The 22,171-nt window shown below is 58.8% G+C and carries 14 protein-coding genes and 3 pseudogenes; 10 read left to right on the forward strand and 7 right to left on the reverse strand.

Translation table 11 applies throughout. The annotated features are described in order from the left end of the window. Positions 1-69: 69 nt before the first annotated feature. The 4 genes and pseudogenes from HF916_RS51845 to HF916_RS01710 form a co-directional block, all read left to right on the forward strand. Positions 70-264 (forward strand): annotated as a pseudogene (locus HF916_RS51845) (IS6 family transposase); the annotation flags it as partial. 36 nt (positions 265-300) lie between these two features. Next, positions 301-438, forward strand: a pseudogene (locus HF916_RS50150) (IS5/IS1182 family transposase); the annotation flags it as partial. A gap of 222 nt (positions 439-660) precedes the next feature. Beyond that, on the forward strand, positions 661-1,893 hold the full coding sequence (locus tag HF916_RS01705; protein WP_168787579.1) for a helix-turn-helix domain-containing protein: 1,233 nt from the start codon (positions 661-663) through the stop codon (positions 1,891-1,893). A gap of 166 nt (positions 1,894-2,059) precedes the next feature. Next, entirely contained in the window at positions 2,060-3,286 is a 1,227-nt protein-coding gene (locus HF916_RS01710; RefSeq protein ID WP_168787580.1) for an EAL domain-containing protein, read from the forward strand. Positions 3,287-3,444: 158 nt separating this feature from the next. On the opposite strand, the pseudogene HF916_RS01715 reads toward HF916_RS01710, so the two are convergent. After that, a pseudogene (locus tag HF916_RS01715) lies at positions 3,445-4,557 on the reverse strand (IS4 family transposase); the annotation flags it as partial. Between the two features lie 111 nt (positions 4,558-4,668). Between HF916_RS01715 and HF916_RS01720 the strand changes: the two are divergent. Then, the gene (locus HF916_RS01720; RefSeq protein ID WP_240975291.1) at positions 4,669-5,445 is read left to right on the forward strand and encodes an IS4 family transposase; all 777 of its coding nucleotides are present in this window, start codon (positions 4,669-4,671) and stop codon (positions 5,443-5,445) included. Between the two features lie 479 nt (positions 5,446-5,924). Continuing rightward, the gene (locus HF916_RS01725; RefSeq protein ID WP_168787581.1) at positions 5,925-8,222 is read left to right on the forward strand and encodes a TonB-dependent receptor; all 2,298 of its coding nucleotides are present in this window, start codon (positions 5,925-5,927) and stop codon (positions 8,220-8,222) included. A gap of 300 nt (positions 8,223-8,522) precedes the next feature. On the opposite strand, the gene HF916_RS01730 is transcribed toward HF916_RS01725, so the two are convergent. Then, complete coding sequence (locus HF916_RS01730) at positions 8,523-9,554, reverse strand: GlxA family transcriptional regulator (RefSeq protein WP_168787582.1); 1,032 nt, start codon at positions 9,552-9,554, stop codon at positions 8,523-8,525. 1,216 nt (positions 9,555-10,770) lie between these two features. Further along, a complete protein-coding gene (locus tag HF916_RS01735) occupies positions 10,771-11,118 on the reverse strand; it encodes a winged helix-turn-helix domain-containing protein (protein WP_168787583.1) in 348 nt (115 codons plus the stop codon). Positions 11,119-11,211: 93 nt separating this feature from the next. On the opposite strand from HF916_RS01735, the gene HF916_RS01740 reads away from it, so the two are divergent. From HF916_RS01740 to HF916_RS01755, 4 genes are all read left to right on the forward strand, one after another. Continuing rightward, entirely contained in the window at positions 11,212-11,766 is a 555-nt protein-coding gene (locus tag HF916_RS01740) for a hypothetical protein (protein ID WP_168787584.1), read from the forward strand. Positions 11,767-12,208: 442 nt separating this feature from the next. Then, positions 12,209-13,408 (forward strand): RNA-guided endonuclease InsQ/TnpB family protein, encoded by a 1,200-nt coding sequence (locus tag HF916_RS01745; protein ID WP_168787585.1) that lies wholly within the window; start codon positions 12,209-12,211, stop codon positions 13,406-13,408. A gap of 219 nt (positions 13,409-13,627) precedes the next feature. Continuing rightward, positions 13,628-14,953: an IS110 family transposase gene (locus HF916_RS01750; protein WP_168787586.1), complete on the forward strand. Its 1,326-nt coding sequence runs from the start codon at positions 13,628-13,630 to the stop codon at positions 14,951-14,953. 255 nt (positions 14,954-15,208) lie between these two features. Next, the gene (locus tag HF916_RS01755; protein WP_168787386.1) at positions 15,209-16,240 is read left to right on the forward strand and encodes an IS110 family transposase; all 1,032 of its coding nucleotides are present in this window, start codon (positions 15,209-15,211) and stop codon (positions 16,238-16,240) included. 267 nt (positions 16,241-16,507) lie between these two features. Here the strand turns inward: HF916_RS01755 and HF916_RS01760 are convergent, their stop codons facing one another. The 4 genes from HF916_RS01760 to HF916_RS01775 form a co-directional block, all read right to left on the reverse strand. Beyond that, positions 16,508-16,648 (reverse strand): hypothetical protein, encoded by a 141-nt coding sequence (locus HF916_RS01760; protein ID WP_168787587.1) that lies wholly within the window; start codon positions 16,646-16,648, stop codon positions 16,508-16,510. Then, positions 16,645-18,243, reverse strand: a complete 1,599-nt coding sequence (locus HF916_RS01765) for an EAL domain-containing protein (RefSeq protein ID WP_168787588.1) — start codon at positions 18,241-18,243, stop codon at positions 16,645-16,647. The genes HF916_RS01760 and HF916_RS01765 overlap by 4 nt, the downstream gene beginning before the upstream one ends. Before the next feature lie 49 nt (positions 18,244-18,292). After that, a complete protein-coding gene (locus HF916_RS01770) occupies positions 18,293-19,822 on the reverse strand; it encodes a sensor domain-containing diguanylate cyclase (RefSeq protein ID WP_168788948.1) in 1,530 nt (509 codons plus the stop codon). 559 nt (positions 19,823-20,381) lie between these two features. Next, on the reverse strand, positions 20,382-21,944 hold the full coding sequence (locus HF916_RS01775) for a transposase (protein ID WP_168787589.1): 1,563 nt from the start codon (positions 21,942-21,944) through the stop codon (positions 20,382-20,384). Positions 21,945-22,171: the final 227 nt, after the last annotated feature.

Genomic DNA, 22,171 nt, shown 5'->3' on the forward strand with positions numbered 1-22,171 from the left:
AAAGCTCCGACATCGGAGCCCGCATCATGTTTTCCATGCGTTGAAGGCTCCTTGCGCGCGCACGTCGACCTTGTTGGGCTGGAAGCCATCGACGCCGAGCGCGAAAAACCAATCAATATCCGCCAGACGATGTACCTGAACAATCTGATCGAACAAGACCACCGCGTGATCAAGCGGTGCACCCGACCCATGCTCAGGTTCGACAATTTTTGTTGTGCCTATACCCCGCTTGACGGTCTTGAGGCGGCGCACATGATCCACCAGTCGGAGGAAAATGAAGTGTCGCTAAAACTTGTGTCCCGGACACGCAACCTGGTTGAACGGTGCTTCAAACGCATCAGGCATTTTCTTCGTCACTTCACTCGATATGACAGGCTCGCTCAGAGCTATCGCCTGTTTGTGTCTCTTGCCTGCACGTTTGGGTCAGTCGTAAATGTGAAACGCGGCCTAGGACCTCTCTTGAAAGGGCAATTCGCAACTCTTCAGAACAGGCCAATCGAATGGGTCGCTGCATCCAGTTCCCCGCCCGGAGATGTGTCGGACGTACTCGCAGAAAGCAGATTGACGAAGCATCTCTCTCCGCCACGATCCTGCGCATTTGCGCCATCTGTATGTGCGTTGAACTAGTAGAAGCACCGTTTTCGAAACGAGCGAGTCACGTTGAAAGGATGCGTAAAAACGTCAATTTTAAGGAAAGTAGTGCGAAACCGTGGCCGCAACGTCGCGCGATACGCCTGGATCGCCCGCGCATATTCCGACAAAATACTGCGAATCAATGCCACGCTCAATTATTGCTTGGTCGAAGAAATGTATCATTCGAAAAGTTGGCGAAGACAAGATGAATTGCCGTTGAGAGTGCGGTTTATGCAGACACAAATAAACCCTAAGGGGCAGCGGGGAATAGTGGATCAGTGTGTGGTGGTCAACCCGCCGACGCCAGCAGTTAATGTGGCAATCGTAGTGTGCGACGGTTTCTCCCTGCTTGACGTTAGTCTGGTAGCTGAGGTGTTTCGGCAAGTAAATCAGATTTCGGAAATTGCACGCGCGATTGACAATCGTGCTTCAGTCACGATGCTTTCGTCGCACGGAGGCTACGTTACAAATTCGCTATCGGTTCGCATCAAGACCGACGCAATCGACGAGCACTTATTCGAACATTTTGATGGGGTCTTCGTTTTCGGTGGAGACTCCGCGAATGCCGCCTCGATCGACCCAGCGGATCTTCGGGCATTGCGTAAAGTGCTTTTGAACGCGGACTTGGTGAAGTGGAGCGAGCAGGGGTGGGAGATCATCGCGGCTTCAGGTTACAAACCACCTTCCGCAGGCGCCGGGGGCAGGTTCGGATCATTTCGGTGGGAACAAGGTGCCTCGCGAAATAACAAGTCAATCGTTGGTTGCGGTATGAGCAGTTCGCTTGCCGCCGCACTATCCTTTATTCCAGGGAATCTTTGTATGGAGATCGCACACCGAATTAACCGGCATGTGGTTGTGCCCAGCCTCGATCTGTCCTGTGTCGATGAGGACGCGCTCAACGAGGTGAGCGTGACGGATAGAGTTCACTCGGCGGTGGAATGGCTTCGCAAGAATTGCAGGCGCTCGATCTCAATTGCGCGAGTGGCGGAGGTGGCTGAAATGAGTGAGCGAACTTTTCTGCGGCATTTCAAGCTTGTAACGGGCAAGACTCCATCTGAATATCTTCTGGATGTCCGTTTCGAAATGGTCTGTCGGCTTCTCCAGGAGACAACTTTTCCAGTCGATAAGATTGCGCGGCGGTGCGGGATGGGCAGTGGTGAGCATATTTCGCGGGTTTTTCGCAGGCGCTTATCGCAGACACCGACGGAATATCGGACGGCTCATCGTGCGAGTGGGGACCGCAACCTAGAAGGGAAATAGTGTGCTGATGTCAGCATCGGGCGTAGTCGACCAATAAGCAGACAAATCAAGGGATATCAATGGTTCACGCGGGGTCGCCAACACAGGAATTGACTTGGACGAACGGGGACCCTTTTGCACCGGGCGTTTGCCTCCATCTGTCCATGCGCGTCGCGGGGGTACCCACTTGAACGCGCAGAATCCCCTATCTTTGTCGTCACACGTCGAGCAGCTGTTCTCGCGTCTTGGAGTTGGTTCGTCAGCTTCCAGCGATCGCGCCACGTCTCTTTGCATCGTCGCGTCGATCACTAATCTCCGCCAGATCGAGCAGGCACACGGATCGACGTTTGCGGCTGCTGTCCGTCATATCGTTGGTGAACGTGCACGCACTCTCTGCGACGAGCGCTTCGGCACTATGACGACGAGCGGCGAGCACATTCTGTTCGTGTTTGATGCCCCGTCGAATTCACAGGCTGAAGGTTTGTTGCATGCTCCGCTGACGGCGATCCTGCTGGATTGCGTATTGGCTGAACTTAGTGGCAAAGCCGTTGAGGTCGGTTCCGCAATCGCGTTCCCCGCGATCTCAGCGAAGGTCGCCCACTTCAGCGACGCCCCGTTTGATATTGTTGAAGCCGGCTCTACGCGGGTGCTGCACGGGCAACCTGGGCATATCTGGCGGGAGCAATTCATCGCAGACACCGAGGTCGCCGTAGGCGTTTTCGCAGCGATGCTCAAAGACAGGCTGCGCTTCGTTTTCGAGCCGGTGTGCCGTGCAACCGGTTCCGGCGCAGTCGATTATCTCGAGGCGCTCCTGTGCGAGAGTGTCGATGGCACGATCAAACACAATCGGCTCGGCAAGCTGGTGCCAGCACTCGAACGGTTGGGCCTAGCGCGGCGCCTCGACCGTTGGGTTGTGGAATCCATTATCGGGAGACTTCGAGCCGATCCCGACGCACGACTTGGCTGCAATATCTCCGCACAGAGCGCCACACTCGATGCATGGTGGGCGTTGACGCTGGCCATCCTGAATACGGAGCCCGAGGTAGCTCGTCGTCTCACGATAGAAATCACTGAAACGATGCCGCTGACGGAATTCGCCGAAGCAAGTGAATTTGTGCGTGTACTCCGGTCTTTGGGTTGCCGTGTCGCGCTTGACGACCTTGGTGGTGGCTACAGCAGTTTGTGGAGCCTTTTACATCTCGAATTGGACATCGCGAAGATCGATGGTTCGTTCGTGCGTGCTGCGCGCTTCGGCGAAAACGGTGCCGCGCGTCTGTGGCATATGGTCGAACTTGCAAGAGCTTGCGCACCGATAGTGGTGGTCGAGGGGATCGAAACTCAAGCCGACGCCCGAGTGGCACGCGAGAGCGGCGCCACGCACGTGCAGGGGTATCTCTTCGGGGAGGCGGCCTGACAGTAATACCGTTTCGGGCGTCAAACCGCCACGAGTCTACTGTCATGGTCGACCGCAAAGAACCACGAAATGCACCAAGGGTGCCGCAATAGAGCGGCGGGGTCCCGTTATCGCGCGAAAGATGCGACGACGGCTTTATCCATTGGATTACACATGAGTCACTCGCCCAATTCTCGGGCGTACCTGAGGCCGGCGGCGAAATGCCTCACTCGCTGCAGGCCTTGCCAGATGGTCCTGACTCCGGGTTCGCCGTCGCCTTTGCGCGCCAGGAAGCCGCCGAGCATGGCGACCAAGCGCACGACCTCATTCAGACGCGGTGACCTCTTCGGCGGTTTCTTCCTGTTGAGAATGAATGCCGCGCGCCATTCATCGCGCTCGAACAGCAGCCCTGCATCCAGGTCCGGGCAAGTTCGACCCAGTCGCATCAACCGAGCGATGCGTCATGCCACCACCATGAACAGCGCCAAGGCACGCTCAAGCCGTGCCATCGATGCGAGTTGCAATGCCTCGACCCGACAGCCGTTCTTGAGCACATGAAAAAATAGTTCAACCTCCCAACGCGCGCGGTACCATCAATAAGCTGCACCGCTGCATCAAGGCCGTCCACCTCGCGATTACTCAGCAGTCGCCATTCAATCGGCTTGACGCCTGCCGGCGGGTCGACTTCCCGAGCGACGATGCAAGTGGCGCTCACCACGCCGCCTGCAGCATCAGGCAACGCGACACGCTGCGCCCACACCTGCTGCCGTACCGCACGCGCAGGCTGAGCCTGACGGGCGGCCAGTGTAAAGTGAATCCTGCCCACTGGTTCACCCGCAGTCACTTTGTCCCACAGCTTGCCGCCGCCAGGCAAGGTGCGATTGTGCTGCGAGCGCAGTAACCAATCCGCCGGGTGGCCCAACTCCTTTGCTTTGACCATCAGCGCCATGATGTCCGATTCCCGGTCAGCCACATAGACCCGTCGCGTGGCAGGCAGTGCGGCCGCCTGTTCGGCAACCCGCTCATATCCGTCGGTCCAGCGGGTACTCATCCTTGATGCCGGGGCGCACGCCATCCGCACCCTTCGGCTCGCGCGCCCACATGTAGGCGTCAAGCACGCCCAGCGGTTTGCGCGATGGCGTTACAGCGTAATTCGGGTGCAGATACAGCCCGCGTTGCGCTTCATACGACAGCGAACCCAAGCCTGTGATGGTCTGGCCGTTAAAGTCCAGCTCCGTGGCGTCCTGCATGCATAACATTACTTCACCAATGTGCGCGTGAAGCACCGTCCTTCAGGGCTCAGGATTCCCCACATCTTCGTGAGCGAAGTAATGAATGGCCGCTTGTAAACAGTCGGTGTTGATGCTAACTCTGGCGCATTCTGTTCGCAACGGTAGTCGGGATTGGTCGACGAGAACGAGACGGATGACTGGGCAAGTGCCGAATTTGGCGAGGCGAATCTGGGTGATGCACGCCTGGCACAGCGTCTTGTTGCGCTGGCTCGCCGACTCGCGTGCAGTCCGCAAGGTTCGTTTCCACAATCACTCAAGCCAGCCGAACTGAAGGCAGCCTACCGTTTCTTCGATAATACGCAGGTCGACAAGGACGGCATCCTCGCGCCCCATATTGCGCAAACGCTCGATCGCATGAGGCAGGTGCCGATCGTGTTGGCGGTTCAGGACACAACGGAGTTCAACCTGTCGCATCTGCACGCGACTGAGGGCTTGGGTCGCGGCACCGGCAACAATGAGCAAGGCTTCATGATGCACAGCCTGCTGGCAGTCCCGCCCGAGGGCTTGCCGTTAGGCGTGCTGGGGATGAAGACCTGGGTGCGCCCCGAAGAGAAGTTTGGCAAGCGGGCCCCTGCGGTCACGCACCCGATCGAACTGAAGGAAAGCACCAAATGGCTTGAAGGAATCGAACATCTCGCGGCACTCAAGGTACGTTGTGCACAGACGCGGTTTGTCTGCATTGGAGACCGCGAGAGCGACCTTTACGAACTGTTTTCCGCCGAACGCCCCGCCGGAGTGGATTGGTTGATCCGCGCGGTACACAACCGCGCGGCGCGTCATCCGCAAGGCTACCTTTGGGAAGCTGTTCTGGCCACCACGCCCCGTGGCAATACTGAACTGCGGGCACCACAGCCAGAGGCAAAGTTCCTCAGCGTACAGCGCGGCTGACGTTGCGTTGTGCGAGCGTGCGACTGCGCTCTCCGAGGGCGCGCGCAAGCCGCCGCAGCTTGCCTGAGGTCGACGTCTTTGCAATTCACGCCATTGAGAATAATCCCCCGCATGGCGTTGAGCCGCTTGAATGGATCCTGCTGAGTTCGGTGCCCACGACCTCGCTTGATCTAGCTTTTTTCGATAAATGCACACGCCGGTCAACACCGGTTGAGGTAGCTTTGCCGCCTTTTCAATGCGCTTTTCGCGCAGTGGCGCGCTGAGCTGACGCCTGAGGCTTCAGTGTCACGCTCGCTAAACCCGACGGCGTCGCAGCATCGAATGGCACTCCCGTGAGACAATCGGCGCCGCAGACTTCGGCGCAGCCGGTCAGATCGCCCGGAATTCGCTATGGTTGCAGTCCGAACGCTATCCTTTCAATACCCCGAATACCTGCCGGTTTGCCGCGCGCCGAAGTGCCCGCATTGTATCCAATGACTGTGAATGATGAAGTTTGTATGTGGTCCGTGACGAAAGTATTCATATCCTCAGAAAATCTGCGACAACCACTGATTCATTCAACGAGAGAGCATCGACGCTTACGGTGCCTGCTTTGCGGTGCGGTAAGTGTCATTGCCCTATGCCTGGCCCGGCAGTCATGGGCGTCGGGGGCAGAGGCCGTCACAGCTCCGCTGCCACCGGAGGCCCATGTTGACCGCGACAATGAGCTAGACACGGACCGCCTTCCGCCGGTCGTCGTGACAGCGGAAAAGAAGCCCGAACTGGAGCAGAAGACGCCAGTGGCCATGAGCGTGTATGGCGGGGTCAGGCTTGAAGGTCTCGGTGTGAGCGACCTCAAGTCCCTGAGTACAATTGCACCGGACGTGAACTTCGCACAGGTGCAGACGGTGGTGCCGGTCATCACGATCCGCGGCATTTCGAGCCGCGACGTGACCGAGGTCGGCGATCCCGCAGTGGTGGTAGCGACCGACGGCACTTCAGTCAATCGTCCGTACGCGCTGGGCGGAACGCTCTACGACCTCGAAGGCATCGCCGTGTTGCGCGGACCGCAGAACACGCTTTATGGGCGCAATGCCAACGGCGGCCTGATTAACATTGTCACGGCGAAGCCTGCGAAGGACATGGAAGGTAGCGCGTCGGTTGACCTCGGCAATTACGACACCCGCAATCTCGCAGCAATGTTGAATGTTCCGGTGAACGATGTCGTGCAGTTCCGAGTCGCAGCGATCTCGCGTCGCCACGACGGGTATCTGAACAACGCGCCTCAGTCCGATGGCGACGATGAAGACACGAGTTCTGGCCGCCTCTCCGTTGCCGTGGAGCCGTCCCGGGATTTCCACGTGCTGTTCACCGTGCAGCAGACCACGATAAAGGGCGTTGGTCCGGTGTCGCTCGACATCCCGTACGTCTATAACGCCGACGGCAGCGTGTCGCACGACAAACCGCCGTTTCCTGACGATCCGCGCACGTTTACGTACGCTACGCCACAGTCGTTAAATATCTCCGACACGCTCGCACGGTGGAGCTTCACCTACGACCTGCCCGCAGTTGAGTTAAGTTACACAGGAGGGTACGACAGCCTCGCCTACCACCACGCTGGTGACAGCAGTGCGAGCCCGAGCGCACCTGTGTCGTATCAGCAGAATGAATATCCGAAAACGCAGAATCACGAATTGCGGGTGGCATCCCGCGGCGACACGCGCTGGTCGTGGCAGGTGGGCGCGTCGTACTTTGAGGAGTCGTCGTCGCTCTACAGTGCGAACGTCGCGCCATTCACGGGCGGCATGTATCTGCCAACGCTAGCATTCGCCTACGACTTGCATACAGCGTCAACCGCCGCGTTCGGGCAGACAACGTTTAAGCTCACGGATAAGATCAAGATGACGGTCGGCCTTCGAATGACGCGGGACGAAAAGAGCCGCGTTGGCGAGTACTTTTTCGCGAATTCAAGCGCGGAGCCGCTGACCTACACGCATGTGCCGCAGGACAACTTCGGCTCGTGGTCGAAGCCGACGGTGCATCTTGCGGCACAATGGTCGCCGAACTCTGCGGTGATGACCTATATGCGATTCGACACCGGCTACAAGGCGGGCGGGTTTTCATCAGCGGGGCCGTACGCACCCGAAACGGTCAAGGGCGTTGAGCTGGGCGCGAAGACGCGCTGGCTCAACGAACGGCTGCAAATCAATGTCAGCGCGTTTGATTACGACTACAGCGGCCAGCAGATTTCGCAGTCGGTGCCGTTTGCAAACGGGCGAGTCGGCACGAAGATCGTCAATGCCGGACGCACGCATATTTATGGCGCAGATACTGACGTGCTGGCGCTGATCGAGCCGATCGGCAAGATCAATCTTTCGGTAGCCTGGCTGCACGCCCGCTTCACAGATTTCCTTGTGGAAGGTGATGGAGGGCAGAATGTGCAGCTCGCTGGCAATGCACCACCGCAAAGTCCAACATGGTCAGTCGGTCTCGGTATCGAGCACGCGTGGCCGGTGCCGTCCGGCCGCCTGATCGGACGGGTGGATGCAAAATTTCAAAGCGGCCAGCATTTCACGGTATTCAACTACGGCGACGACTACGAAAAACCCCGCCTGAACGCTGACCTTTCGGCGACCTATATCCCGAACGGAGAGAACTTCGAGGTGCTTGCGTACGTGCGCAATGTCACAAATACCCTCGCGTACACGGCAGCTGAAGAGTATTCATTCGATAGCTCCTATCGATATGCGTTTGCAGCGCCGCGGACGTTCGGCGTGAAGGTTACCTACTATTGGTGAGCGAGCGTCATCGACGGCGATCAAGCTCATACCCGCATTCGATTTGCTCGCAAACATGGCTTTATTACATTGGAGAGCTGAAGCCCAAAAAACGATACATCAACTTACCTCCCGTTTCGGTCGATTGCGCGAATTCGCCAAACTCACCCGAACGCCGTCGACTGCCATCTGCGTAAATGTAAATTTCCCGCCTGCCGACATTTCGTCTCAAGCCAAGCAACTCGACAACGCCTCCTGACCAAACACAAGTCCTCTCGACTAAAGCTTCGCGAACACTTGACGCGACGTGACCGTGTGTGGTCATTCGCGAGCGGAGCGTCCTGAGTTCTGCATGTTCGGGTCAGGCATCCCGAACGCACCTCCTCGCGTATTCCGGTAATCGGTGGGTGTCGTTGCCAAATATTTCCTGAAGAGCTTGGCCAGTTGGCCACCGCTGTTGATACCGCAGTGCCGCGCGATCTTGTCGACCGGTAGACCCGATTCGACGAGCATCCGGCAGCTCATGTTCAGGCGTGCGCGAAGCAGATAGTCGGAGGGCGTCAGGCCGATTTCGTTCTTGAAGCGGCGTAGGAACGTGCGCTCGCTCATCGCGGCGACCTGTGCCGCGTCGTCGATAGAAATGGGGCGATCGGCGTTCGCTTCCAGCCAGCGTGCCGATGTCAAAATCTTCTCGGTGATCTGTGTCCCCGCGCTGGGCGTGCTGGACGAAGTGAACGGCGTGTGGTGCTGGGGCACGATCGAAGCGGCAACCTCCCGCGCCACATCGGACCCGAGATCCTCTTCCACGATGCGCAGCGCCGTCGATACGGCGCCCGGCGCTTCTGTCAGCGACTGCGCTGGACGCGAGCCATATGCCTCGTTACCGCCGTAGAGCAGCGGACAGTAGCGACTGGGAAGCCCCGCAGCCTCCAGAATCAGCCGGCCCTCCGCGATCGGATGCACAATCTCGCTGAACGGATGTCTGCGGCGCAGCCAGTTGCTCATGCGCTCGTCGCCGCATGCCTGCTGTACTTCAGCCCCGCCGGCAATGAACAACAGGTGCGTGTCGTTCGTACTTCGGTGCGACTGGACATCGTCGGTCCAGACAAATACCGACGATGAGCTGGCGATACGTCCACCCGCGGCCGAAAGCAGCGAGACATCGTAGCGTGCGCGATCCGGTTGCTGCGAAGCAACAAGCGAGTTTGCCTTCTGGAAGACCTCGATGATTGCTGCGACCTTGGGCAGTGCAAATCCATTGAACAGCGCGACGTCGACGTGAGTCGTCGCGCTCACTTTCGTCGGCGTGGTAGTTTGCCGCGAGTAGCGCGGCAGCGCACGTGCCAGCTCCATTTATTTTCCCCAGAATGTTTTGGTCCGCGAGGCCTTTTTCGAGGCTCTGTTGTTTTGTTACGGACGTGTGTTATTCAAATGACCGTGTCGTCAGTATCACGTGGTCGAATGAGCCAACGCATAGGAGGGCAATTTCGAACACGATAGATGTTGCTAACGGTTTGTAAGTAGTCGTTCGGTCGTACGCGCAGTCGGACGGATTGTTCGCTAAGCGTCGACGTCCACATTTTCACCTGAGCAGTCGTTAGAAGCGGCGTTTGAATTCATGCAACTACGCTTCATGAACGAATGGAGCAGAGACGTTCCTGGAAACATGTCCAGTCGATTGCAAGCAGCGGAATCGTTTTGTCGCCTCGCGCGCGATATGAGAAAAATCGCATCCAGCCGTCAAGGAAAATACCCTGCCCTGGTTGAAGTACGCATGGCGGCCTCGCAATATGAGGCTGGTTTGTGCCTACAATGTGTTCAGCAAGGTCATCAAGCAATTTGTTATTGCAGACCATATGCGAATTTGTGAGGTACCGCTCAACGGCATCTTCTACGAGGGAGGTGGATAGTTCAACATACGACGCGCCAACGTCATCCAGGACTGCCGCAGCAGCTGCGTCTGCCACCGCGTCTTCCGTCGTGCGTTTGAGCGCCACCATTCTTGCGTGTCGCGGAAGCTTTCCAAATGAGGTCTCGCTGCACCGCAGGGCGTCTTGAAACGTCGGATAACACGCTAGCCACTGACCTGCGACCCGACCGCCAATGCGTGTCGCAGCGACAAATATGTCGGCTGAGGCGGTGTTGTCCATTGTGTAAGTTCTCTCAGGTTCTTGTTATAAAAAGTATAACGATATGGCCGAGAGCTTGCAAGACATGCGTGCGCGCACATAGGTTTTTGCTGCGGCGATACTTGAGTTATCGGATGCATACGCAATGCACCGACTGCACGTGGCGCCCTTGACGAGGGTAGTCGCTATACGACCGTGGCGCTCGTGGAGTATTCACTATCGCAGCGCACGGGACCCTACGGCGCCGTCGATGCAACAACGTGAGAGGGCGGCGACTGTTGAATTACCGGGACGGAGTTATTAGACGGGCTTCGCAACGGAGCTGCGCGGATTGTTTTGACTAACGGTCCGGATCAGCGTGCATGCGGTGTTCGGGCTTGGTGCGGTATGAGGGGACTGTCGGTGTGCGATTTACCGGGGCCTTTTAGAGGAATAGGGCGCTAGGTGTTCCTTGCGGCCTTCACGAGACACTCGGACAGTTTGTCGAAATGGCGCAGGGCTGCTTGCGTGAGCTCGATCTGTTTTCGCCGTGCGTCCTCGGTGTCAGTCAGCATGATCCAGCCCTTATCGCGCATGGACGTAATGCGAGCATGCAAAGTGGCGGGCGAGCCGAGTTCGCTTACCGCCATGAGGTCTCTGACGGATAGCCGCCGCTTGGTTTGCGCAGCGCGGGCAACGAATTCCAGAATGCGTTCTTCCAGCGGGTCGAGCGAGGGCAGCGAAGGCAGGCCGCGTAGCGCTTCGGCCAGTTGCAGAAACCGGAGGTAGAGGTCGGCAGGGCGCGTCATCGTTTACGCTCAAATACAGGGTCGGTCGCACGTCGACCACGGGTAGGCTATGATGCTACGCACTCGATCCGGGCCGATTCCCATTCTACCTCGATGTCTAGCTTACGTTTGCATTTCTGGTCGGTGATCGCCACCGCTTTCGTTTTCATGCTGTCGCTGTGGATCAATCAGGAGATCTTCACGCACACTGAGTTCGTGCGCGGTGTGAACTGGATTTACTTGCCATCCGGCGTTCGGCTTTTGAGCACACTGCTGTTAGGCGGCGATGGTGCAATCGGCCTGCTCATTGCAAGCTGGCTGGTTGACTTCTTTTACTTCTTTCCGCACGACCCTGTTCGCTCATTTGCGGGTGGGATCATTGCGACTGCGGCGCCATATGCGGTCTACCGGCTTGCGCTGGAGCGCTACAAACTACGTGCTTCTCTGTCGAATCTCACACCCACGCGGCTTCTCGTTCTTGCCTTCGCGTATTCAGTAGCGAATCCGCTTCTCCATCACATCTGGTTCGCTCTGCAAGGCGACACAGACAACATTGCCGAGCGCCTTTTTGCCATGTTCGTAGGCGACCTCGCGGGCGCGCTAATCATGCTCTATACAATGAAAGGCATCCTGGCGCTATTAACGAAGGCACGAGGCGCCGACGCGTAAATCGACCACGGAGACGACGAAGAGCCGCCGGGCAAACGCCGTCTGCGGGACTAATCTTGAAGATTGGCTAGCTAGCCACCAACAGTCCCTAGGCCCGATCGACTTGCGCGCGATAGCTAACCGGTCGGATCGGACGCCGTATCTCGCTTCAACTGATCCTCTTAAATTAATTGCTATAGAAATAATAACATGCAGAACGTAAGTCTGCAAAAGTTGGCTGCACGGCTGTGATTGTTTTTGCGTGGTGACTTATCCCCGATAGTCGAGAATCAGGCGCGGAAGGCGGCCATAGGCTGCGCTCTTGATCGGAATGCGCGTCAAACCCCGGGGTTCAGCCTGGGGAAGGATAGCGCGGACGCCAACGGCGTCCTTCTGTAGCCCGTAAACAACGTGGCACTTTCCCCCTGGTAAACCAGGGGAATCCGGTATAGGATTGCTCGCCATGGAACGCCTTCAGGCCTTCAAATTCGAACTCATGCCGACCGGCGGGCAGGCGCGCAAGATGCGCCAGTTCGCAGGCGCGTGCCGGTTCGTCTATAACAAGGCGCTGGCAGTTCAGAAAGAGAATCACGCCGCAGGCGCGAAGTTCATCGGTTATGTGCCGATGGCGAAGCGGCTCACGGAATGGCGCAATGGCACGGAAACGCCGTGGCTCAAAGATGCGCCAGTCCACACGCAGCAGTGCGCCCTGAAGGCCATTGAGCGCGCATATGTAAACTTCTTCGGGAAGCGCGCCGACTTTCCGCGTTTCAAGCGCAAGGGCGTGAGCGACGGGTTCACGTACCCCGACAGGAATCAGATCAGGCTGGACCGCGAAACCGGCCGTATTTCGCTTCCGAAGCCCGGCTATATCCGCTACCGCAACAGTCGCATGGTGCCCGGCGAAGTCCGCTCGGCAACCGTGTCTCTGCGCGCGGGTAAGTGGTGCGTGTCGATCCTGACGAAGCGTGACGTAGAGCAGCCGGTTCCGCATGGCCCCGCCGTCGGTATCGACGTGGGCGTGGCCCGGTTCGCAACCCTGAGCGATGGCAGTTTCATCGCGCCGCTCGCCAGCTTCCGCCGGCACGAACAGCGCCTGGCAAAGTATCAACGCCGGATGGCCCGCAAGGTCAAAGGCAGCAGCAACTGGAAAAAGTCGAAGGCCCGCATCCAGAAGAGTCACGCGCGTATCGCAGACGCACGCAATGATTTTCTGCACAAGGCTTCGAGCACGCTCAGCAAAAACCACGCAATGGTTGCGCTCGAAGACCTGAAAATCAGCAACATGAGCAAGTCAGCAAAGGGTACGGCAAACGCACCAGGGTGCAATGTGCGCGCGAAGTCCGGTCTTAACAAGTCGATTCTCGATCAGGGCTGGGGCGAGTTCCGCCGCCAGCTGGAGTACAAAACGGCATGGCACGGCGGATATCTCGTCGCGGTCGATCCGAAGAACACGAGCCGCACCTGTCCGTGTTGCGGGCATGCCTCGAAGGAAAACCGCAAGACGCAAGCGCTGTTCGCCTGCGTGTCATGCGGATACGGGAACAATGCCGATCACGTGGGCGCGCTCAACATTCTAGCGGCAGGACATGCCGTTATTGCCTGTGGAGCATTTCAGCCCCGTGCCGGGGTCGGCGTATGCGGAGAAACGTGGGCGAAGTAAGCGCGGGAGTATAAAGAGAATGGCAGCGCCGCAATGACCGACCAAACTCATTGGTGCGCCCGTTCAGCCTGGCCGCTGTGCGGGAGCCCGGTGTGGAGCGTGGTCCGGGAATCGTCGGCGACAGTGGTGAGCGGCGCAAGCCGCATCCCGTTCAGGAGATCGAGTCAATTTCGACGCTTCCCATGGCGCTGCCGTTCACTGACGATTCTGGAGCAGACCATGGCGATGCGCAAGCGAGAGGAAGACGAGGTATTCCCGAACGCAGCGGGAATTGATGTGGGCGGGTCGAGCCACTGGGCGGCGGTGCCGCGCGCGGCCGATAAGGAGCCGGTGCGGGAATTCGGGGCGATGACGGATGACCTGAACGCGATGGCCGACTGGCTGCTCGCGTGTGGGGTGGATACGGTGGCGCTCGAATCGACCGGTGTGTACTGGATCCCGGTCTATGAGGTGCTGGAGCAGTGCGGACTGACGGTGTGGCTGGTGGATGCGCGGCAGATGAAGTATGTACCGGGCCGCAAGAGCGATGTGCTGGACTGTCAGTGGCTGCAGAAGCTGATGAGCCTGGGGCTGCTGCGTGCGGCATTGCGTCCGGGCGATGAGGTGTGCGTGGTGCGGGCGGTGGTACGTCAGCGGGCGGCGCTGCTCACCGAGCAGGCCAGCTGGGTGATGCGCATGCAGAAGTCGCTGGTACAGATGAACATCCAGCTTGCCGAGGTACTGAGCGACATCATGGGCGCGAGTGGACAGGCGATCATCCGGGCGATCGTGGCGGGAGAACGCGACCCGCACGTACTGGCGAGTTGCCGTCACAGTCGGGTCAGGCGCAGCGAGGAAGACATCGTGCGCGCCCTGCGGGGCAACTGGCGCGAGGAACATCTGTTCGTGCTGGCCCGGTCCCTGGCAATGTATGACAGTCTTGCACAGCGGGTATTGGAATGCGACGCGAAGATCGACGCATTGCTGGTCCCGCTGAAGCGGCATGAAATCGAACTGGCGGGTGCAACGAAGCGTGGCAGCCCGAACCCGCTGGGATTCAATGCCCGCCTGGCCCTGGCCAGCTGGGCCGGAGTGGACCTGACGCGCATCAACGGCATCTCGGAGGGGGTCGCCCTGACGATCCTGTCCGAGGTGGGGCCGGACCTGAGCCGATTTGCCAGCGTGAAGCATTTCTGCTCCTGGCTCAGCCTGTGTCCGGGCACGAAGATCAGCGGCGGCAAGGTGCTGAGCGCGCGAACGCGGCGCTCGGCCAACCGGGTTCGCCAGGCCCTGAAGATGGGAGCGATGAGCCTGTCACGCAGCGATTCGGCACTCGGTGCGTTTTACCGTCGCCTGTGCTCCCGTATGGACAAGCCGCGGGCCAACACGGCAGTGGCGCACAAGCTCGCGCGCATGGTGTACTTCATGCTGAAGCGTGGCGAGGCCTTTGTTGACCAGGGTCAGCAACGCTATGAAGAGCAGCAGCGCCAGCGCAGCATTGCGGCGCTCAGCCGCCGTGCATCAGCGCTGGGCTTCCGCCTCGAACTGGCAACAACCCCGGCATGACAATAGGCAACTGGATTTGTTTCTCAGGAGGGATGGCGCAGTCAGGCCGCCCGTCGAAGCAGGAACCCGCCGAGACTACTAGCGCCATCGCGGCCTAGGGTTGTAGGAATCCGCGTCCGTTAGGGCGGGGAGATGGTATGAACACCTCCCTCCCCTCGGGGAAGTGCCAGGGCCGAAAGGGGCTCTCGCTTGACCGATGGCATCGATGTGCCAAAGTGAAAGTTCCACGAGTCACTTGAGGTAAGGAGAGCCCAAATGAATGCTACGACATATGGTCTGGATATCGCAAAGGCCGTGTTTCAAATGTACTGGGTAGATGGACAAAGTGGCGAGATCTGTAGTCGAAAATTCCGTCGTGAACAGCTGATCCGGTTTCTCGCAACCCGGGCACCAGGAAAGGTGGCGCTGGAGGCATGCGGAGGGGCGCACTGGTGGGCGCGAAAAATCCAGAGTCTCGGACATCAGGTGGTGTTGTTGCATGCGAAATACGTGCGTCCGTTCGTCAAAACCAACAAGACGGATGCGGCAGACGCCCAGGCGATCTGGACGGCGGCCCAGCAACCCGGGATGCGAACTGTGGCGATCAAGAGCGTAGACCAGCAAGCCATCCTGAGCCTGCACCGCATCCGGTCGGGCCTGGTGGCGACACGAACCCGCGAAACCAATCAGATTCGCGGGTTGCTTGCGGAATATGGACTGTACTTCCGATATGGCCGCAAGGCGCTCATGAATGAGCTCAAGGCACGTATGGCCGAGATAGAAGAGGTCGTGCCGCAGCTTGTCTGGCGGGCGTTGTTGCGTCAGCTCGAACAGCTCCAGCAGGTCGAGCAGGGGATTGACGAAGCCGAGCGGGAAAATCTGCAGTGGCTGAAATCCAGTCCCCAGGCAAAAACGCTCGATGACATAGCCGGCGTGGGTCCATTGACAGCCACAGCCACTGTTGCGGTCATGGGCTCGCCAAAGGCATTTCGCTCCGGACGCGCATTTGCGGCGAGTATCGGCCTGGTACCCCGTCAGAGTGGGACTGGGGGCAACGTCAGACTCGGCGGCATCAGCAAAAGGGGTGACCCCTATCTGAGACAGCTATTGATCCATGGCGCGCGAATGGTCGTGACCCATTCCAAACAACGTCCCCAGTGGGTAGAAGCGTTGCTGAAACGGCGTCCGGTCAATGTGGTGGTGGTCGCGTTGGCCAACAAGATGGCACGAACGGCGTGGGCGTTGCTCGCGCATAACCGGTCTTATGAGCGGGAATTTGTGAGCGAGCGACCAGCCGTCGCGGTATAGATTGAAACGATGAGTCTTTGAACACAGGAGTTGCGCAGAGCAAGGGTAACGTGTGATGGCAAACCAGGTCGGACCGTGGAAACGCAAACCTGATGACGTCCATGGGCGTGAAGCCCGCCGTGGGAGATGAGGTCGTTTCCAGCAGATTCCATCAAGGCCAGCGGGCACCGTCTCGCAATGAAGGTCGGATATAAGACTGCAACCGCTTCTGCTAGCCAAAACATCAACCCCCTGCCTTGCGGAACGGGAGGTGTTCATATAAGGATGTCAATCAAGAACTGCTTCACTTCCTCTTTGCGCCGCGAACAATTTGACGTGACGGCGCCCCTGCGATGAATAAAACTGAGCTGCGGCGGTTCGTGAAACGCCATCGTCGTTCATCTGCCATTCCCTGATGATGCGCATCACTTCGATTCCTGACAGGATGAAGCGGGGCGTGCCTCAGTGCCAATTCGCGAGCGCCAGTATCGCTGTTCAAAATCTACGATGCCAAGCGGCCGCTGAAACAGGAAACCTTGGGCGAAGGGAACGCCGATTTCCTTCAACGCTTCAAGTTGTTCGATCTCTTCGACGCCCTCGGCGACGATCGCCGCGCCCAGCCTGTTCGCAAGAGAACTTATGCCTTCGATGAGTTGACGGTCGCGGCTGGCAACGTTATGAATGAACTGCCTGTCGATCTTAATGTAATCGAAAGGGAAGCGTTGCAACAGCGAGAGGTTGCTGTTAGCGGTGCCGAAATCATCGACGGCAAACTTTACCCCCTGCGCCCTGAGCCGCTCGAGGCCGTGCATGGCGCTTACACCCTTCAGCAGTCCGCGCTCGGTTATTTCAAGGACGGGCTGCAGGCGGGTCGCGCTGCGCGCCAAGGCAGAACTGACGTCATCGGGAAAGCTGGTCAGGGCGGTATGGTGAGGAGCAAGGTTGACGTTCAACCGGAAACCGTCGGGCAACGAGCTCAGTTCAGCCAGTGCCGTGACGAGTATGAAAACGGTCAGTGGACCAATCGCCGCCGTTTGCTCAATTTCGTCGATGAAATTTCCCGGCATCACAAGACCGAAGCGTCGATGGTTCCAGCGCAACAGGGCTTCCGCACCGACCCAACGTCCGGTCGCGACTTCAATGATTGGCTGGTACTCCAGGAAGAACTCGCGCCGGCGCAAACCTTTGCGAACCTGCCTTTCCAGCCGTTGGCGGCGGGTGAACCCGACGGTGTATCCGGTGGCAAGCACTGCAAATGCCGACAGCCCCACGACCAGAGCCATGATCTCTGTGGAAAGAAGGCTTGCACGTAACTTTGCAGGGTCGTTTCCTACTGCGATGGAAAAAACTGCCGTGCCGGACGTGACTTCGAAGTGGCCCTCATCCCGGCCCATTGTTTTGAGCCAGCGACCTTCGCTCGTCAGGACACCTCCTGATCCGCCCGCGACCGACGCACTTTGCGCGCCTGATGCCTTTGCGCGTGCGAGGATGTCAGTGATGTACGCGCCTTCAATCACATAGAGAATGCCATTGCGGGTATTGATTTTGTGATACACGACCATGACGGGAACCTGCGGTACGAATGCGGTTCCCCCCACAAGCGCAACCTGATAGCCAGCATCCGACGGCGTCAGATATGTGGAGAGCGACTCTGAGCGCGGTCCAGCGAGGGTCGAGCAGTAGAGTGTACCGTCGTGGACCAGACTCGCGGAGCGAAGGTAAGGGATAATTGCGTCGTCGTACGATAGCTGCGCCCGCACCTCCGCGCAGGGCATTCCTGCCAGGCCCGCGAGCTTGCGTTCGTTAGACCGGACAACCGTGATCACACGCTCGATCGATTCCCCGATGCTGGCGCCAACGGCTGCTGCCTGGCTTCGCGCACGGTCCTCCGAAATGCGATAACCCGCAACCAGCGAGAGCGTAACGACTGCGACAAGGGAAATCCCGATTACCGTGGTGCGCTGCACGAAGGCCGAGGTGCCTGCGGGATACAGGGGCCGCGATGCTGCGCGTTTTTCCCTCATGCGTTCTTCTTCCCTTTCTCTCATGACACGGCAGTGTGCGTATGCATCATCATATTTTCGAGACCCGAGACAGCGAAACTTTATTCCGGCCGGTCGCTTTCGCGTCGTACAGCGCCTCGTCGGCAGCCCTGATTACCGTGGTGACGTCATCGTCGCTCTGGGGCGCGCAACTCACAGCGCCGATGCTTGCCGTCACACGTCCATGCTCGCTGCCTGCGTGTTCGATGCCGCAATTGCATATCGCGCGGCGAATCTTTTCTGCGATTTCAAATGCACCGGCGGTCGGCGTATCCGGTAGTACGACGATGAATTCTTCGCCTCCATAGCGCGCCGCGGTATCGGTCGGTCGGCGTATGCTCTCCGTGATGCATCGCGCGACCTCCGCCAGCGCATCGTCGCCAGCCTGGTGTCCGTACGTGTCGTTGTAGGCCTTGAACCGGTCAATATCGACGAACAGCAATGACATAACGCTACGTGTGCGCTTCGCGCGGCGCCATTCCGCATCCAGAATTTCACCGAGACTGCGACGGTTGTTCAAGCCGGTCAGCCCATCGGTGCGCGCCAGAAGGCTCAATTCGGACTCGGCGCGCATCCGCCGGCGCAACTGGATGCCCAGCAGCGCGGCCAGGCCGATGAACGTCGAACCAAATGCGGCCATAAGCGAACCGATTGTCAGGGCACGGCCGCGCCACGCCGCGTAGATGTCCTGTTCAGCGGCGGCAGCCATGATGATTAGGGGCGTGTTGGGGAAATTCCTGAACCAGTAGAGGCGGCGAATGCCGTCGATCGAGGCGGTGTCGCCGAAACTGCCCTCGTCTTGCGCCATGAAATGCTGGAAGGTGCTGGCGTTCTTGATGTTGCGGCTGATGATGCGCGCATCGTAAGGCTGGCGCATCATCATCACGCCGTCCTTGCCGATCAGCGACAGCGAGCCATGCGGGCCAAGCGAGAGGCCGGCAAAGAGCTGATGGAAATAGTCGAGGTTCACCGTAAGGAGCACGATACCTGCAAACGAGCCGTCGGAATTCGAGATCCGCCGGGTCAGCGCGATGCTAGGGCTTCCCCCTCTCAGCCGCGACGCATAGGGGTCACTGAGATACACGCCGAGCGCCGGATTGTCGCGCTGGAGCGTGAAATATTCCCGGTCGGCGAAGTTGCCCGGGCGCGGTGTATCGCTGCCGGAGTCGAGAAGAATATTGCCTTTTTTATCCAGCACAAGCATGGAGCCGAGATATTTCGCGCTGGCCGCACGGTCGAACAGCACTTCGCGACGCAGTCTGGGTGACAGGGCCATGATCTCGGGGTCCTTGAGCCCATCCACCACAGCCTGCAAGGACAGCTCATAGAGTTCGAAATTGCGTTCGATGTCACGCTCGGCTATCAGTGCAATATCGCGCAAGGAATCGCGCGTGTGATCCAGCGCATCCTGCCGGCTCTGATACAGAACCATCCCGCACAGACCCATCATGACGATGGCAATGATGGCCCCGGCCCCAGCGACAAGGAGCGAAGACGAAAGGAGTTTTCGTTGGACGAGCCCGACGAAATCGGCGAACAAACCATTTCCCGTGTTTATCATCTTGATCGGATGAGGCGATTTTGACCGGCGGTACCCCACGTCAATACTCAAGGGAGGTGGGTTCGGCGAAGCCTGGATGCCTCGCAGTACACCTGCCGCGGAACGCGGGAACCGGTCATGCTGACAGGCAGCAGCCTACATGAATTTGGTCAAACGTGGGGGGCGGAGGCCTTACGGCTCAAGTCGGCGTTAGCCCGACGCTACGGCATCCGAACTGCAGGATCGGCGCGACTGGCGTGCCGAACTCCCGCTTGACAAGCGGCCGGCCGAGCTGCCAATACTCGTCGGCGCATCCTCCCAAGCGACCGTCCCGTTGCCGGAGCTGATATGGGCATTCGCGGATTCTCTCTGCAAAGGTTTGATCGGGCATGCAGCCGTCCCCATTCAAAGCGGATTGGCGGCGCAAGGTAAGTAGGCAAGCCTTAAGGCGTAACCATCTGGGATTACTGAAAATATGTTCTTCGTCAGATTTGCTTCGAGAAACCCGGTCCTTCAGAGGCCGTCGCAAAACGTATCGGGCGTGTTGGCGCATGAATCCCAGGCGTCGATATGATTGATGTCAGAAGCCTGCGGATTGGCGTGCGCGCTCAGGAAAATCGTGTACGGCCTGACCCAGACGGCGTAAAACGGCATACAAGACAAACAAAGCCGCCAGCAGGGCGATTGCTCTGGACAGGTTATGCGCCAGGACATGCAAGGCGAATTCGCGTTTGACCGCCTGCAGCCCACGGCGCCGAAAACGGTCAAGCCCCTGCTGGGAACGCAAGCTGGCGAACACTGGTTCGACGATCGCCTTGCGCTGGCTGAAAATGCGGCGCGCCTGAGGATGCTGCATCACGAGACGAAGCGCCTCACGCTGCTCATCCTCGGGGTAGCGTTTGATACGTCGTCCCGGCGCCGCTTTCGTACAGTTCGCGCGCAAATGGCAATCCCCACAGGTCGTGGCCCCATCCACGCGATGCTCTCGTGTGCGATGTGTTACAGCGTTTCTGGCCAGCAGGATCAGAGTTTGACCTGCCGGACAATGACAGGTGTCAGTTTGCGGGTGGTAGTCAAAAGCGCTTTTGTGAAACAGTCCTGCTTCCCCGGTCTTTGCAGGCCACTGTCCTTCCGGGCACAACAGGCCGACATCGCGCGCGAGCGTCGCTTCGATCACCTCATCGTCGAAGTATCCTGCATCGAGCAGCACTTCTTCTGCCTGCATGCCAGTCACACGTGCGCTTTGATCGAGCACCGGTGCGATCATCTGGGTTTGACTTGACGCATCGAGCGCAAGGGCCATAATGATCCGATCTTCGTTGGCGAGAACCGACGGTTTGTACGATGCCGCGAACCCTCGTCCGCGCTTCAGGCGCTGCACCATGGCCTGCGGCTCGCTGCCGCTGATGCGCAAGGTTTCACTGCTCTTGCCATAGCTGCGGCGAGCGGCCTGACGTGCCTCGAAGATCTCCTGGCATTGCCTGCTGCGTTGCTGCTCCTGTTGCACGGCCTGATCATCGGGTGCCCGCTCAACCGCCTTGATAGCGACTTCTGCGCGGGCCTTGACGGCCTCTTGCCTGAGCAGATTATAGTGCGAGCAAGCCGCTTCAATGACGGTGCCGTCACCGGCCAGACGCGTGCTGTTCGAACCACTGGCTTTCAATATCGCGCGCGTGAGCGATTCAAAAAAGTCCTGGGTCAGCGAGTCCTCGTGCAATCCGATGAAGCGGCCGATATTGGCATGATCAGGCGCAATGCCGCCTGTCACCCGCATACACCCCAGATCGAGTCGCGCCAGCCGCTCCGGCTCACGCAAAGAATGAACACCCTGCATGACGCCATACAGGATCAGACCCATCATCAGGCGTGGCGCATAAGGCGCGCGCCCGGTTGCAGCATAGCGCTGCTCGAACGGTAGCCAGTCCTGCTGTCCGGGCAAATGCGCTACAACAAATGGTGCACGTTGACCCGCCTGCTTCAGATAGTCCGCCAGGCGCGTCGTGCCCAGGACAATCTCATGCGGGTCACCCGTTACAAACCGGCGCCCCGTATCCGACGCGTTCGGCCTGGGTCTGGGATTCTGAGCGGGCACTTCACGGAAAGGCTCCTGGATCGAAGGACTGTAGCGCCCAATCAGCGTCATTTGTCGTTAAGCATAAGAACGGCACTCTTGAGAAAAAGCCGTCGTCGGCAAACGAGAGGGCGTGGTCCCCCCAATGAGATTTGCTCCAGCGTGACAGGCCGGCGCTCCAGAAAGCGTGAGCGACGACAAGGGCTTGCCGAGCTGCGCCACAGCCCACACCACAGCAGGCGTCGGCTTCCTCACGGTAATCGTGGCAATCCGTGCCTGCGTAATTGGCAGGCCACGCA

It is taken from the genome of Paraburkholderia aromaticivorans (assembly GCF_012689525.1).
Lineage (GTDB): Bacteria > Pseudomonadota > Gammaproteobacteria > Burkholderiales > Burkholderiaceae > Paraburkholderia > Paraburkholderia aromaticivorans_A.